General features: G+C 67.0%; 11 protein-coding genes. 4 read left to right on the plus strand and 7 right to left on the minus strand.

Features of this window, described 5'->3' with window-relative positions:
- The first annotated feature begins 40 nt into the window (after window positions 1-40).
- Entirely contained in the window at window positions 41-934 is an 894-nt protein-coding gene (locus RCH14_RS16440; RefSeq protein WP_343027174.1) for a LysR substrate-binding domain-containing protein, read from the plus strand.
- Between the two features lie 194 nt (window positions 935-1,128).
- Here RCH14_RS16440 and RCH14_RS16445 read toward each other — a convergent pair whose 3' ends face one another.
- Together RCH14_RS16445 and RCH14_RS16450 are read right to left on the minus strand one after the other, a co-directional pair.
- Entirely contained in the window at window positions 1,129-3,330 is a 2,202-nt protein-coding gene (locus RCH14_RS16445) for an NADP-dependent malic enzyme (RefSeq protein WP_343027175.1), read from the minus strand.
- 142 nt (window positions 3,331-3,472) lie between these two features.
- Window positions 3,473-4,366, minus strand: coding sequence for a LysR family transcriptional regulator (locus tag RCH14_RS16450; RefSeq protein WP_343027176.1), 894 nt, complete (start codon window positions 4,364-4,366; stop codon window positions 3,473-3,475).
- An 81-nt stretch (window positions 4,367-4,447) separates the two neighbouring features.
- On the opposite strand from RCH14_RS16450, the gene sugE reads away from it, so the two are divergent.
- Both sugE and RCH14_RS16460 read left to right on the plus strand, forming a co-directional pair.
- Complete coding sequence (gene sugE / locus RCH14_RS16455; protein WP_343027177.1) at window positions 4,448-4,768, plus strand: quaternary ammonium compound efflux SMR transporter SugE; 321 nt, start codon at window positions 4,448-4,450, stop codon at window positions 4,766-4,768.
- A gap of 215 nt (window positions 4,769-4,983) precedes the next feature.
- On the plus strand, window positions 4,984-5,193 hold the full coding sequence (locus RCH14_RS16460; RefSeq protein WP_343027178.1) for a cold-shock protein: 210 nt from the start codon (window positions 4,984-4,986) through the stop codon (window positions 5,191-5,193).
- A 201-nt stretch (window positions 5,194-5,394) separates the two neighbouring features.
- On the opposite strand, the gene RCH14_RS16465 is transcribed toward RCH14_RS16460, so the two are convergent.
- The 5 genes from RCH14_RS16465 to RCH14_RS16485 form a co-directional block, all read right to left on the minus strand.
- Window positions 5,395-5,982, minus strand: a complete 588-nt coding sequence (locus RCH14_RS16465) for a nitroreductase family protein (RefSeq protein ID WP_343027179.1) — start codon at window positions 5,980-5,982, stop codon at window positions 5,395-5,397.
- A 72-nt stretch (window positions 5,983-6,054) separates the two neighbouring features.
- Window positions 6,055-8,625, minus strand: a complete 2,571-nt coding sequence (locus tag RCH14_RS16470; RefSeq protein ID WP_343027180.1) for a sulfite reductase flavoprotein subunit alpha — start codon at window positions 8,623-8,625, stop codon at window positions 6,055-6,057.
- Complete coding sequence (locus RCH14_RS16475; protein ID WP_343027181.1) at window positions 8,622-10,739, minus strand: TonB-dependent siderophore receptor; 2,118 nt, start codon at window positions 10,737-10,739, stop codon at window positions 8,622-8,624. The genes RCH14_RS16470 and RCH14_RS16475 overlap by 4 nt, the downstream gene beginning before the upstream one ends.
- A gap of 298 nt (window positions 10,740-11,037) precedes the next feature.
- Complete coding sequence (locus tag RCH14_RS16480; RefSeq protein WP_343027182.1) at window positions 11,038-12,183, minus strand: glycerate kinase; 1,146 nt, start codon at window positions 12,181-12,183, stop codon at window positions 11,038-11,040.
- Window positions 12,184-12,195: 12 nt separating this feature from the next.
- Window positions 12,196-13,509, minus strand: a complete 1,314-nt coding sequence (locus RCH14_RS16485) for an MFS transporter (RefSeq protein ID WP_343027183.1) — start codon at window positions 13,507-13,509, stop codon at window positions 12,196-12,198.
- Between the two features lie 258 nt (window positions 13,510-13,767).
- On the opposite strand from RCH14_RS16485, the gene RCH14_RS16490 reads away from it, so the two are divergent.
- The gene (locus tag RCH14_RS16490; protein ID WP_343027184.1) at window positions 13,768-14,988 is read left to right on the plus strand and encodes a sugar diacid recognition domain-containing protein; all 1,221 of its coding nucleotides are present in this window, start codon (window positions 13,768-13,770) and stop codon (window positions 14,986-14,988) included.
- Window positions 14,989-14,991: the final 3 nt, after the last annotated feature.

Consider the following 14,991-nt stretch of genomic DNA (forward strand, 5'->3'; position numbering starts at 1 on the left):
GGTTATGATTGAATTTCTTTCACAGGATTCTTTACCCAAAGTGAACAATGACCTCGCCTCGCATCTCGAATTTTTTGTGCTGCTGGCCCGCCACGGCAGCCTGAGCGCCGCCGCGCGCGCGCTCGACCTGACCCCGCCGGCCGCGACCAAGCGCCTGGCGCAGCTCGAAGAGCGCCTTGGCGTGCGGCTCGTGAACCGCACCACGCGCACCAGCAGCCTCACGCCCGAGGGCGAAACCTATCTGCACTACGCGACCCGCATCCTGGCCGACCTGCACGAGATGGAGGAAGCGGTATCGAGCACGCGCGCCGTGCCACGCGGCCTGCTGCGGGTGAATGCGTCGCTCGGCTTCGGGCGCACCGCAATCGCGCCGCTGGTGTCCACCTTCGCGCAGCGCTACCCCCAGGTGGAGGTGCAGCTCGACGTCACCGACCGGCCGGTGGACCTTGTCGCCAGCGGCATCGACCTGGCGATTCGCTTTGGCGAGCTGCCCGACCAGCGCCTGGTCGCGCGCCGCATCATGTCGAACCGGCGCCTGCTGTGCGCGTCGCGGCGCTACCTCGAGCGGCACGGCACGCCGGCCAACCTGGCGGAGCTGGCCAACCACCGCTGCATCGTGCACCGGCAAAACGACGAGGCGCATGGCGTCTGGCGCCTGGAACATGAAGGGCGCGCCGTGTCGGTCAAGGTCCACGGTGCGTTGTCGAGCAACGACGGCGACATCGTGCTGGGCTGGGCGCTCGATGGCCACGGCATCCTGGTGCGCTCGGAATGGGATCTGGCCAAGTATGTCGACAGCGGCCGGCTGCGCATCGTGCTGCCCGGGTATGTGCAGCCCGAGGCCGACCTGTTCGTCGTCTATCCGAACAAGCGGTGGCAATCGGCGCGGGCGCGTGCGTTTGTTGATTTTTTAGTGGAGCAGTTCGGGACGTAATGCAGTGCGATCATCCGGCACGACAATGGCAAGGGTGACGATCGCCGCGTGGATAACGTAGGGTGGACGGGTTCCCCCGTCCACGCGGTGATGGTTGACGGCGAGATCATCCGACGGGAAACCGGCGCCAGTCACTATCACCGCGTGGACGGCATAGCCGTCCACCCTACGACCGGCGGCCTCCGCCAGTGGTATTACTTCACGCCCGCCGCCGCCAGCGCCGTCATGTTGACAATGCGGCGCACCGTAGCGCTCGGGCTCAGGATGTGCACCGGCTTGGCCGCGCCCAGCAGGATCGGGCCCACGGTCACGCCCTTGCCTGCTGCGACCTTGAGCACGTTGAACAGAATGTTGGCCGCGTCCAGCGACGGCATCACCAGCAGGTTCGCGCTGCCCGAATAACCTGCGTCGATCTTGTACAGGTCACGGATTTCTTCCGACAGCGCGGCGTCGCCGTGGATCTCGCCGACCACCGCCAGCTCGGGCGACTGCTCGGCCAGCAGCGCGCGCGCTTCGCGCATGCGCTTGGCCGACGGCCGCTCGGACGAACCCTGCGACGAATGCGACAGCAGCGCGGCCTTTGGCTCGAGGCCGAAGTGCTGCAGCGTCTCGGCTGCAAGGCGCGTGATGGCGGCCAGTTCCTGGGCGCTTGGCTGCTCGTTGACGTACGTGTCGGTGATGAACAGCGTGAATTTGTCGAGCACCAGCGCATTCATCGCGGCCAGCACTTCGGCGCCCGGCGCCACGCCGATCTCGTTGCGCACGTGCTCCAGGTGCGTGTCGTAGCTGCCGGTCATACCGCAGATCAGCGCGTCGACGGTGCCGGCGGCCAGCAGGCGCGTGGCCTGCAGCGTCGTATCGGCTTCGGCGGCAATGACGGTGTAGTCGGCGCCTTCGCGCAGGCGCAGGCCCGCATCCTTGATGGCGCGCTGCAGGACCGACGTGTCGCCGATCAGCACCGGATGGGCGATGCCCTCGTCGACCACGGCCTGCACGGCGCGCAGCACGCGTGGCTCGGTCGCTTCGGCGTACGCCACCTTGCGCACTTGCGCGCGCGCTTTGTGGAACACCGGCTTCATGAAGAAACCCGTGTGATAGATCATCTGGCCCAGCTTGTCGCGGTAGGCATCCATGTCGGTGATCGGGCGCGTCGCCACGCCCGATGCGGCGGCCGCTTCGGCCACGCGCGGCGCGATCGCGCCGAGCAGGCGTGGATCGAACGGTTTCGGGATGATGTACTCGGGCCCGAAGGTCAGGTCCTGGCCTTCGTAGGCCAGCGCCACGACGTCGCTCGCCTCGGCTTCGGCCAGTTCGGCGATGGCCGTCACGCAGGCGAGCTTCATTTCGTCGGTGATGCGCGTCGCGCCGCAATCGAGCGCGCCACGGAAGATGTACGGGAAGCACAGCACGTTGTTGACCTGGTTCGGGTAGTCCGAACGGCCGGTGGCGATGATGACGTCCGGGCGCGCGGCCTTGGCCACTTCTGGACGGATCTCCGGTTCAGGGTTGGCCAACGCCAGGATGACCGGCTGATCGGCCATCGTCTTGACCATCTCGCCCGTCAGCACGCCGGCGGTCGAGCAGCCCAGGAACACGTCGGCGCCCTTGATCACATCGGCCAGCACGCGCGCATCGGTCGCCTGCGCATAGCGCGCCTTGTTTTCTTCCATATTGGCGTCACGGCCCTGCCAGATCACGCCGCGCGAGTCGACGACGTAGATGTTCTCTTGCTTGACGCCCAGCAGCACCATCATGTCCAGGCAGGCAATCGCCGCCGCGCCGGCGCCGGAGGCGACCAGCTTGATCTGACCGATGTCCTTGCCGACGACTTTCATCGCATTGAGCAGCGCGGCGGTCGAGATGATCGCTGTGCCGTGCTGGTCGTCGTGGAAGACCGGGATGTTCATGCGCTCGCGCAGCTTCTTCTCGATGTAGAAGCATTCCGGCGCCTTGATGTCTTCGAGGTTGATGCCGCCGACGGTCGGCTCGAGCATCGCGATGGCGTCGATCAGCTTGTCCGGATCGAGTTCGTCCAGTTCCAGGTCGAACACGTCGACACCGGCAAATTTCTTGAACAGGCAGCCCTTGCCTTCCATGACTGGCTTGGCGGCCAGCGGACCGATATTCCCCAGACCCAGCACCGCGGTGCCGTTGGTGATCACGGCCACCAGGTTGCCGCGCGACGTGTAGTCGAACGCGGTGGCCGGATCGGCGGCGATTTCTTCGCAGGCGAACGCCACGCCCGGCGAATAGGCCAGCGACAGGTCGCGCTGGTTCGACAGCGGTTTGGTGGCGATCACTTCGATCTTGCCGCGGGTCGGGCTGCGGTGGTATTCCAGCGCGTCGATCCGCAACTGGGTGTTCTGGGATTCGTTCAGCGTGCTGTCGGTGCTCATGGTCTTCCTATCGCTTATTGGGTGATGCGGCATGGGAGGCGGGGCAGCCAGAAGGCGTGCGCACAACGTTCCTCCCATTGTTGGGCAAACATTCTAGCCGAACCGACACCATCGCGTACGCGACCAGTTCCCGCACGATCGTTCACATTTTCTGCGTGTTCAGCAGTTCGATGAAGCGCTCGGCCGCCATGCCCAGTGGTCGCTCTTCGGTCCACACGATATCGACGAAGAAGCGCAGCACGTTGGTCAGATTGGCGGTCGGGATCTCGACCAGGTCGCCTTCGCGCACAGCCTCGCGCACCAGGCTCGCTGGCAACCACGCCCAGCCCAGGCCCGCCTTGACCAGCGCCAGCGCGGCGATCGGGCTATCGGTCTTCCACTGCAGCGACGACATCGCGATGCGCTGGTCGACCCCGTCGGTGTCGCGGCCCGCCACGACGACCTGTCGTTGCAGCAGCAGATCGGTATCGCGCACCTGCGCCTGCCGGCCGCCCTCAAACATCGCATGCCCGCTCGCAGCTACCGCCACCAGGCGCTCTTCGGCCACTTCCTGAAACGCCTGGTACGGCGCCGCGCCATAGCGCTCGAACACCAGTGCCAGGTCGGCGCGCCCGCTACGCACCATGGCCAGCGCATCGGCCTGCGGCGCAGTCAGCACCTCGACCTGCAGCAGCGGATGCTCGAGGGCCAGCGCATGCAGCGCCGCGCTCCATGGCACGGTATCAAGCAGTTCGGGCACTAGCGCCAGCGTCAGCGACGCTTCCAGGCCCCGGCTCAGCGACAGCGCATGCACGTTCAGGCGCTGCAAGCCCTCGGCCAGCAGGCGCGCCTGCGGCATCAGCGCCAGTGCCTGCGCGGTCGGTGTCGGATTGCGGCCGCTACGCTCGAACAGCGGCACACCGAGTTGCGCTTCCAGATTCCCGATCGCCATGCTGACGGCCGATGGCACGCGGCCGAGCGCGCGCGCGGCGGCAGAAAACGAGCCATGGTCCACCGCCGCCAGAAAGGCTTTTACATTGTCGAGGTCAAACGCCACCTGTCAACTCCATTGATAGATTCTGACTTTTTTCGTCATCGGATTCGACATAGTATCGGGCTTCACTCAATCGGAGGCAATATGGTCTGGATACTGCTGGTGCTTGCAGGACTGTTCGAAATTGGCTGGGCCATCGGCCTGAAATATACCGAAGGCTTCACGCGCCTGTGGCCGACGATCGGCACGCTGGGCGGCATGATCATCAGCTTCGGCCTGCTGGCCCAGGTATTGAAAACGCTGCCGGTCGGCACCGCCTACGCCATCTGGACCGGGATCGGCGCGGTCGGCACGGCGCTGGTGGGCATCGTCGTGCTCGGTGAATCGGCGTCACCGGCGCGGCTGGCATGCATTGCGATGATCGCGGCGGGCATCATCGGACTCAAGCTCGCGTCCCCGCACTGAAGTGAATTCGGGGAAATGAATCAACAAATCGTTAGGACATTGTTGAAAAGCCGTGTATCTTAGCTGATGCACTACATCAAGTTGTTGTTATTGTTGGCTTTTCTCTCCCGCCTCGCCCTTCTCGGCAGTCCAGTTTGATTCCCCCGCTTTTATCTTCTCTTGGTTGAACGTGCGTATTGGGCGATTTTGCCCATGTCACTGCAAAGGAATTCAACATGACTACCCAAACCGGCACCGTAAAATGGTTCAACGACGCAAAAGGCTTCGGCTTTATCACGCCTGATGGCGGCGGCGAAGATCTGTTCGCGCACTTCCAGGACATCCAGTCGGAAGGCTTCAAGAGCCTGGCCGAAAATCAGCGCGTGTCGTTCGAGCGCTCGACCGGCCCTAAAGGCGAAAAAGCCGGCAATATCTGCGCAATCTGATGCTGCTGTCGTGACGCCGCAGCGCGCACCACGCAGATAGCGTGGGCGCAGCCGCAGCGCACACTGAAAAGCCCGCCAATCGGCGGGCTTTTTGCTGTCTGGGGGTTCGGGTTCGTTGAACGCGTGGACGGGAAACCCGTCCACCCTACTAGCAAACACCGGTAGGGTGGTCGGCTCCGCCGTCCACGCGTCCAATCACGCTCACAAACTGCTGAGGAACTGGGTCGCATCCGGCTGTGCGCGCGGCGGTTTCGCCGCCGACGCCGTGCCCAGCCCGATGAAGCAAATGGCCCGCTCGTGCGCGCCCAGCCCCAGCAAGGTGCGCATGCCGGCGAAATCCATCGCTGCGCCACTGGCCAGGCCACTGGCAAAGCCAAGCAACTGGCCCGCTACCAGCATGTTCTGGATGGCGCAGCCGAGCGACACGAGTTTTTCGTGCGCCGGGATGATGGTGCCCGGCTCGTCGCGCAGCACCGCCACCAGCAGGCATGGCGCGCGCAGCGCCTTGTCGTGCGCCGTGGCGAGCGCCTCGTCGCCGCAGGCCGGATCGCGCGCCAGCACGGCAGCAGCGAACACGTCGCCCAGCAGATGCCGCTTGTGCTGCGGGATCAGGATGAAGCGCCACGGCCGCAGCAGGCCATGGTCGGGCGCCTGCGCGCCGGCTTCGACGATGCGCAGCAAAGCCACATCGTCGGGGCCGGGCGCGACGAGGCGGCGCAGCGTGTAATTGCGCCGCGCGGCCAGGATGGTCAGGAAGTCGTCGGCGCCAGCCGGATACTCGGTATGCATGGTGCCAGTATAGCGACAGCGCCGCCAGTTCGCCGGGACGGGGCGAACTGGCGGTGCACAATCAATACTTGCTTAGTACACGTCGCGCCGGTAACGGCCAGCGTCGAGCAGCCGATCGCGTTCGGCCTCGCCGAGAATCGATGCCAGCGCCGCATCGACCTCCCCTGCCATGCCCTGCAGGCTGCCGCAGACATGGATGACCGCGTCGCGTTCGACCCATTCGCGCAGCATGTCGGCGCGTGCGCGCAGCCGGTCCTGCACATACTCGGGCGCATCGTCGCGCGAGAACACCAGATCGCATTCCGGCAGCGCGCCGGCGTCGCGCCAGGCGGCGATCTCGCCCGCGCACAGGCTGTCGAATTCGCGCTGGCGCTCGCCAAACAGCAGCCAGTTGCGGTGCTGCCCGGCCAGCACGCGGCTGCGCAGGTGCGCGCGCAAGCCGGCCATGCCAGAGCCGTTACCGATGTAGATGCAGGGCCGCGCATCCTGCGGACCGTGGAAGCCCGGGTTGGTTGCCAGCCGTGCACGGACCATCCCGCCGACGTCGAGATGCGCCGTCAACCAGCCGGACGCCAGACCCATGCCCTGCTCGTGGCGCTGCTGGCGCACGAGCAGCGTCAGCACGCCGTCCTGCGGGATGCCGGCGATGGAATAGCGGCGCGGCGCCAGCGGCTTGAGTGCATCGGCGCAGTCCTGGGTCGATGCGAACGGATGCCCGGCGCCGGGCAGCTCGCTCCAGGCCAGCGCGTCCCTCAGCGCCTGGGGCTCGCCCTGCCAGGTAACGGGCGCCGCGCCATCCAGGCGACTAGCTGCCAGCCATGCGTCGACACTCGCCCCTGTGTGGCGCGCCGCGACATCGAGCAGGTCGCCGGCCTGCCACTGCTGATGCGCCGCCGTCTGCAGCACGATTTCGTACAAGGGCGCGCCCAGGCTGCCGGGATTCAGGTGCGTGCGCCTGACGAGCCGCCAGTCGGTCATCGGCGCGGGGTCATTGGCGGCGACGGGGGGCGTGCCAGCGGCCGCACCCAGTGTGCCCAGCGCATGCATCCAGCGGCCCAGCGCCGCGGCGTCGCCCTGGTCAACGTCGATGCGCGGGAACAGCGCCGTGGCGCCGAGCGCGCCCAGGCGCTGTTCGAGGGCGATGCCATAGCCGCAGTAGCGGGCGTAATTGCGGTCGCCCAGCGCCAGCACCGCATACTTGCAGCCGGCCAGGACCACTGGCCCTGCATGCAGCTCGCGCGTGAAGCGGCGCGCCGCATCGGGCGCCTCGCCGTCGCCGAAGGTCGCGGCCACGAACAGTGCGTGGTCGTAGCCGGTCAGCTCGCCCGGGCTGAGCGAGGACACCGCACGCAGATCGACCGCACGGCCACCAGCGCGCAGCGCCGCGGCGCTATGCAGCGCGATCCGTTCGGCCTGACCGCCCTGGGTCGCGAATGCGAGCAGGATCGGCACGCCGGCAGTTGGCGTGGCGGGTTGGTCGGCTAGTGCGAGCGCCCGTTCGCGCGCCAGCGCACGCTTCTGGCGCCGCCGGCCCAGGTACAGCAGCCAGCCGGTGATGGCAAAGCCGGGCAAGGCCAGGCTGGCGAGCATCATGATGACCCGCCCCGGCAGGCCAAAGTAGCTGCCCGTGTGCAGCGGCCGGATCGTGGTCAAGGCGCGCTGGCCAAGGGTTTGGGCGCCGTAGGTCTCGTTCTTGAGCAGCGCGCCGTCGCTGGCGCGCAGCGACATGCGGTTGCGGGCGCGCTCGTGCGGGCCGTCCTGCGCAATCCACGTCAGCTGAAAGGTGCCTTTGCCGCGTTCGGGCAAGCGGATCGTCGCGCTGGCCCAGTTCGGGGCATGCGCGAGGAAGGTGTTCCAGGCGGGATCGAGTGCGGCCGGGCCATCCGGGATGACTGCGCGCTTGCGCTCGCGCGGCGGCGCCATCGTCTCGCTCGCGGCGCGGCGCTCGTTGCCGGCCCAGCCCTGCACCGTGTCGCGCACGACGTCGAAGCTCCAGTAGATGCCGGTGCCCCCCACGATCAGGTAAGCCACCAGTGCCCAGGTGCCGGCAATCGCGTGCAGCGCCCACAGGAACGAGCGGCCCCGCAGTTTGGTATTGAAGGTGAGCCAGGTGCGCCAGCTGGCGGGCTTGCGCGGCCAGCGCAGGTACAGGCCGCTCAGCGCGAGCCCCACGAGGCACAGCGCCAGGATGCCCAGCACGAGGCGGCCCGGGGCGCGCGGCAGCAGCAGCCAGCGATGCAACTCCTCGACCCAGTTGAACGCGGCCTCGAAACGCAGCGCCGGCAACACGGCGCCGCTATACGGATGCACGCGCACGTCCGGACCCCGCCGCTCACCCGGCGGCGCGGCAAAGCGCACCAGCGCCGTGCTGCCCGGATCGGATTCCAGCACGATGCTCACCACGCGCTCCCCTGGGCGTGTGCGCTGCGCGGCCTGCAGCAGTTGTTCGGGCGCTAGGCGCGGACGCGCTTCGACATCGACCGTCATGACGCCCGGATTGAGCACGTCCAGAAGTTCGTCCTCGAACGCCATGATGGCACCGGTGAGGCCGATCACGGCCAGCAGCGTGCCGGCCGTGATGCCGACGAACCAGTGCAGCTGAAACCAGACCGCGCGCAGCGACGGCAGGCGCCAGCGGCTCACAGCGCGACCTTCATCGACAGCTTGATCAGGCGGGGCAAGCCTGCGCTCAGGCGCGTGCCGGCGCCGGCCCAGTATTGCTTGTCGGCGGCATTGTCGACATTGAGTTGCCACGTGGTGCGCTTGCCGGCGAACTGGCCGACGTAGCGCGCGCCAACGCTAAACAGCGTGGTGCCGCCCAGCCAGGCCTGGTTCAGGTCATTCACGGGCCGCCGGCCGGTGTAGTACGCACCGCCCGTCAGCGCCAGCCCAGGCACCGCATCGAGCTCCCAGGCCACGAACGTGCTGGCGGTGCGGCGCGCCGCGTTTTCCGGCAGCTTGCCGTCATACGTCGCGTTGATATTGCGGAATGCCGGATCGAGCCACTGGGCCGATGCCTGCCAGGCCACGGCCGGCAGGATGCGGCCCTGCGACGACAGCTCCAGCCCGCGATAGCGTTGCTCGCCGTCGGCCGTGAAGACATTGGCAGCGTTGGTGTAGTAACCGGGCCGCTCGATCTCGAACAGCGCCGCCTGCGTCAGCAGGCCGCCGGCCGTGCGCCAGCGCGCCCCGACTTCGCGTTGCTTGCTCACGCCCGGCGCCATGCGCGTGCCTTCATTCGCACTGCCGGCCGGCGCGGCCTCGCCCTCCTCCAGGCCTTCGGCCGCCGATGCGTACACGGAGAGATCGTCACGCAGGCGGTAGACGACGGCCGCCATCGGCGTCGTCTCGCTCACGTCGTAGTCATTCACGCCCTGCGTGCTGCGGTAATCGACGCGGCGCACGCCGCCGATGAATTGCCAGCTGCCTACGCTGATGCGATCGACCAGATACAGGCCCTGGTCGCGCGAATCGAGGGCCGCAGTCGTGGGCGTCGTTGGCCGCGCGCCGATGGAGAAGTTCGTCACCGGCAGCGGCGCATACAGGTTCTGCGCAGGGATCGTGTAGTTTGCCTGGTAGATCGGGGCCTGGCCCTTGTCGGTATCGCTCGCGCCGAGCGTCACCTCGTGCGTCAGGGGGCCGGTGCGCAACTGGCCTGCCAGTTCGGCGCGCAGCATGCGCGAATCGACGTCGGCATGCTGCAGATTGCCGGTGATACGGCCCGCCCCGGTCGCGACGCTCGCCGCATTATTGAAACGGAAGATCGGCAGCGAACGGTCGCGCTTCGTTTCGGCGTGGCCCGCTTCGAGCGTCAGTGCCCATGCGTCGTTCAAAGCGATGTCTGCGCGCAGCTGCGCGTTGCGTGCATGCGTTTCGAACCTGGCCCAGTCGGGGCCGACGAGACGGCGCGGATCGACAGCGCGCGGCAGCGTGATCACGCCGCCCACGGCCGGCGGCAGGTTGATGCCGGCCTGCTCGGTCACGCGGCGCTTGTCGTATTCGAGGTCGGCGCGCAGGCGCACGCGCGCGTTCACGCGCCAGTCGAATGCGCCGGAAGCGAAGCCGCGGTTGCCGTTGCCGACGCCATCGAGGTGCGAGCCGAGCGTGCCGCCGGCCGCATTGATGCGTACGCCGAATGCGTCGTCGACGCCGAAGCGGCGCGCAGCGTCGAGCGTGGCGACGAGCGTCCCGTGGCTGTCGACCTGCGCGCCAACGGTGGTCAGCGGCGCGCTGCCGGCGCGCTTGGTGACGAAGTTGACGACGCCGGCCGGCGACGTGAAGCCGTAATACAGTGCGGTCGCGCCCTTGAGCACCTCGACGCGCTCCTTGTTCTCCATCGACACCTGGCCGAAGTTCATGATCGGCAGCGAGCCGTTGAGGCGGTAGTTGGTGCGGTTTTCGACGGCGATGCCGCGGATGACCAGCTGGTCCCAGGTGTCGCCGCCGTTCTGCTGGCGCGTCACGCCGGCCGTATTGCGCACTGCGTCATACAGGCCAGCGGCCCCCTGCAGCTCGAGCACATCGCGCGTGATGACGTTCACGGTCGACGGCACGTCCATCACGTCGCTGCCGCGAAAGCTCCCGGCTTCCACTGTATTGGGCATGAACCCCTGCGCCTTCACGGCCGTCACGCGCACTGCCGGCATCGCGCCAACATCGCGTTCCTGCGCCAAGGCTGCCGCTGGAAACGCGCAGGGAAACACCAGGGACAGGGCCAGGACGAGGCGGGACGGGCGCAGGGAAATGGGTAAGGACATGGCAACGGGCATTCATCAAGAGCAATCCCGGATTCTATCGCGAATGAGAATCATTTTCAATAACTGACAGAGGCGCACCGACATTTGCTGCAGATGCACACGCTGCGCGCGTTGGTCCTGCCGCCTTTTCTGATGGATGCATCAGAAAACGCGATGTACGTGCACATCGCATTCAATGCCATGATGACTTGCCTGGGTCGCTTCGGGCATTACCTGCTCACTTCGCTCTTGGACAACAACACGCAAACCGGCCGATCAGGGCAAATGCCCAACAATTCTATTGACCCTGATTGGCAGTTCAGGCGGCCAGTGATTGGCCGAGTTTGAGCGTGGCGGCGACGTTGCGGGCGGTGGTGCGCAGGTTGAAGTCGGCGCTGGCGAGGGCTTCGGCGACCGTGCCGGCTTTCATGATCGTGCTGAAGGTGGCGTCGATGCCGTGGGCGTGGACGGCGCTGGCGTCCTGGCCCAGGCAGCCACCAATGGCGATTACCGGTTTGCCGTGGCGTGCAGCGACGCGGGCCACGCCGATCGGGGTCTTGCCGTTGACGGTCTGGCTGTCGATGCGGCCCTCGCCGGTGATGACCAGGTCGGCCACTGCGACGGCGGCGTCCAGCCCGACCGCGTCGGCCACGATTTCGCTGCCCGGGCGCAGACGGCCCTTGAGGAAGACCAGCATCGCGGCGGCGATGCCGCCCCCGGCGCCGGCGCCCGGGACGTCGGCCACGTCCTGGCCCAGGTCGCGCGCGATGACGGCGGCGTAGTGGCGCAGGTTGGCGTCGAGCTGGGCGACCATCGCCGGTGTGGCGCCCTTTTGCGGGCCGAAGATGGCCGAGGCGCCGGTGGGGCCGACCAGTGGGTTGCTGACGTCGCACGCCACCTCGAACACCGATTCAAACACGCGCGTGTCCAGCTGCGTGATGTCGATCCGCGCGAGGTTGGCCAGCGCTGCGCCGCCCGGTGCCAGTGGCGCGTCCTGCGCATCGAGCAGCCGCACGCCCAATGCTTGCAGCATGCCCGCGCCGCCGTCGTTGGTGGCGCTGCCACCCACCCCGAGGATGAAGCGGCGCGCGCCGGCGTCGAGCGCGGCGAGGATCAATTCGCCCGTGCCCCGGCTGGTCGCGCGCAGTGGATCGCGCTGTGCGGGCGGGACAAGTTCCAGGCCGCTGGCGGCGGCCATCTCGATCACGGCGATGACGTCGCCGCCCGTCAGGCCGTAGAAGGCGTCGACCGGTGTACCCAGCGGACCGGTGGCGCGCAGGTCGATGCGGCGCCCGGCTGTCGCAGCGATCATCGCGTCGACCGTACCTTCGCCGCCATCGGCGACGGGGATCTTGACGTAGCAGGCGTCAGGGAAAATTTCGCGGAAGCCCGCCTCGATGGCGCTGGCTGCCTCCAGCGCCGACAGGCTTTCCTTGAATGAATCGGGTGCGATCACGATATGCATGCCGGACTCCGATCAACGATTGACGAGGCGCGCAGGCACCACCAGCACCAGCATCGCGCCGATGAACAGCACGGTCGACAGGATATACAGCGCCATGTCCGTGCTGCCAGTGGCGTCCTTGATCCAGCCGACCAGGAAGGGGCTGACGAAACCAGCCACCTGGCCCATCGAGTTGATCAGCGCCAGGCCCGCGGCCGCGGCGGCGCTGCCCAGGAACGCCGCCGGCAATGGCCAGAACATCGGCAGGCCGGTCAGTGCGCCCATCGTCGCCAGGCTCAGCCCAATCATCACCAGCACCACGTTATCCGAGAAGTTCGCGGCCAGCAGCAGGCCGACCAGCGCCATCAGGAGCGGCGCCGACAAGTGCCAGCGACGTTCGCGCCGGCGGTCGGCCGAGCGGCCCACCAGCACCATGAAGACACCGGCGAACAGGTACGGGATGGCGCTAAGCCAGCCGACCGTCGTGGCGCTCTCGAAGCCGAGCGACTTGATGATCGATGGCAGCCAGAAATTAATCGCATACACGCCCATCTGGATGCTGAAGTAAACGAAGCCGAGCATCCACACATGCCAGTCGCGCAGCACGGCGCCGAACGAGTGCACCGCGTGCGTGCCGCTCGAGCGCTGCGCTTCGTCCTCGTCGAGCGCGGTCTGCATCGCCGCTTTTTCCTCGGCAGTCAGCCAGGGCGCCTGCGCCAGGCTGTCGTTCAGGTAGAACAGTACCGCCACGCCCAGCAGCACGGTTGGAATCCCCTGCAGCAGGAACAGCCACTGCCAGCCATCCATGCCGCCCTGGCCGGCCGAGAAGTGACTGAGCATCCAGCCAGAGAGCGGGCCGCCGATCAGGCCCGAGACGGGAATGGCCGACATGAACAGCGCCATCACCTGGCCGCGCTTGTGCGCCGGGAACCACTTGGTGAAGTACAGGACCATGCCCGGGAAGAAGCCCGCTTCGGCCACGCCGGTAAAGAAGCGCAGCACATAGAATTCCACCGGGGTGCTCACGAACAGCATGCAGGCCGACAGCGTGCCCCAGGTCATCATCATCACCGCGATCCAGCGCCGCGCGCCCAGCTTGTGCAGGATGAGGTTACTGGGCACGCCGAAGGTCACGTAGCCGATGAAGAAGATGCCGGCGCCCAGGCCATACACGGTCTCGCTCAGTTGCAGCGCGTCGAGCATCTCAAGCTTGGCGAAACCGACGTTGACGCGGTCGAGGTAATTGAAGAAGTAGCAGACGAAGATGAACGGGATCAGGCGCCACGTGGCCTTGCGGTAGGCGCCGTCGAGCAGGCTCGCGCCGGGGGTGCTAGCGATGGTACTCATGCTGTCTCCGAATGTATGGTTATGTAATCATCGAGATTATCAACGAAACAAGGGCCACGAAGCGTCGGCGACACGCACAACTCAGGGCATCGGATTCCCGCCTTTTTTCAGGCATACGCACAATTTGGGTAGCAAACCAGCGTTGATGCACCTGGTGCATCCGTGCCTGCGCAGGCCGGCGCGCCCGCGCAGGCAGGCCACTGCCCCCTTTAAAATTGTGCATAATCACAAACGCTCCCCTTCTCTCCAGCTATCGCCATGCACATCCTCGACACCGGCCTCGCGCAGGAAATCGTCGCACGCACCATGCGCATCATCCCGTTCAACGTCAACGTGATGGACGCGCACGGCGTGATCCTTGCCAGCGGCAACCCGGCGCGGGTCGGCGAGCTGCATGCCGGCGCCCTGCTGGCGCTGGCCAAGAAGCTCACGACGGAAATCGATGCGGCGGCCGCGCAGAAGCTCCATGGCGCCCAGCCGGGCATCAACCTGCCGCTGTGCGTGGGCGGCCAGATCTGCGGGGCGGTTGGCTTGTCCGGCGCGCCCGACGCCGTGCGCCAGTTCGGCGAGCTGGTGCGCCTGGGCGCCGAGATGATCCTCGAGCAGGCTGCCCTGACCCAGACGCTGCAAAGCCATTCACGCTACCGCGAAGCCTTCGTGCTCAACCTGATCCGCTACGAGCCCGGCGCACGTGCCGAACTCGAGGTCTGGGCGCAGCGGCTCGGGATCGACGTCGAGCGCATGCAGCTCGTGTTCCTGGTCGAATTGCAGGGTGTTCCGGCGGCGGTGGACCATTCCCCGAGCGCCGTGCAACTGCTGCAGATGCGGATCCTGGCGCGCCGCGAGGACGCCCTCACCGCCACCGTCGGGCCGTCCGAACTGGTGCTGCTCGAGGCGTGGGAGCCGTCACGCAAGGGGCTCGAGACGCCGCCGCAGCGTCGCCTCGACGCCCTGGCCCAGCTGGTGCGCGAAGAATGCACGCTGCCGCATACGTTGTCGATGGGGATTGCGCTGCCCGGCATCGATGGCGCAGCAATCTCGTATGGCAGCGCGCGCACGGCCAGCCGGCTGGGGCGTGCGCGCGATCCGCAGCAGCAGGTATTCAGTTATTACGAAATGGCCTTGCCGGTACTGCTGTCGGGCCTGGACAGCGGCTGGCAGGCGCACCAGCTGCGCATGCCGATCGCGCGGCTGGCGCACGACAAGAGCCGCGCCATGCTGCGTGCGACGCTGTCCGCCTGGTTCGCGCAGAACGAGAATTCTGCCGCCACCGCAAAGGCGCTGGGCATCCACCGCAACACGCTCGACTACCGGCTGCGCCGCATCGGCGAACTTACGGGTCTGGATCTCGGATCGAGCGAAGACAAGCTGTTGCTGTATGTGTCGTCGTTGTTAAGCCCGACGTTGAGCCCGACGCTCAGCCCGACGGTCAGCCCGGCTCTGAGCCCGACGGTCAGCCCGGCCGACCCACCGGCGTAGCCG

The organism is Massilia sp. MP_M2 (genome assembly GCF_039123635.1).
Lineage (GTDB): Bacteria > Pseudomonadota > Gammaproteobacteria > Burkholderiales > Burkholderiaceae_D > Telluria.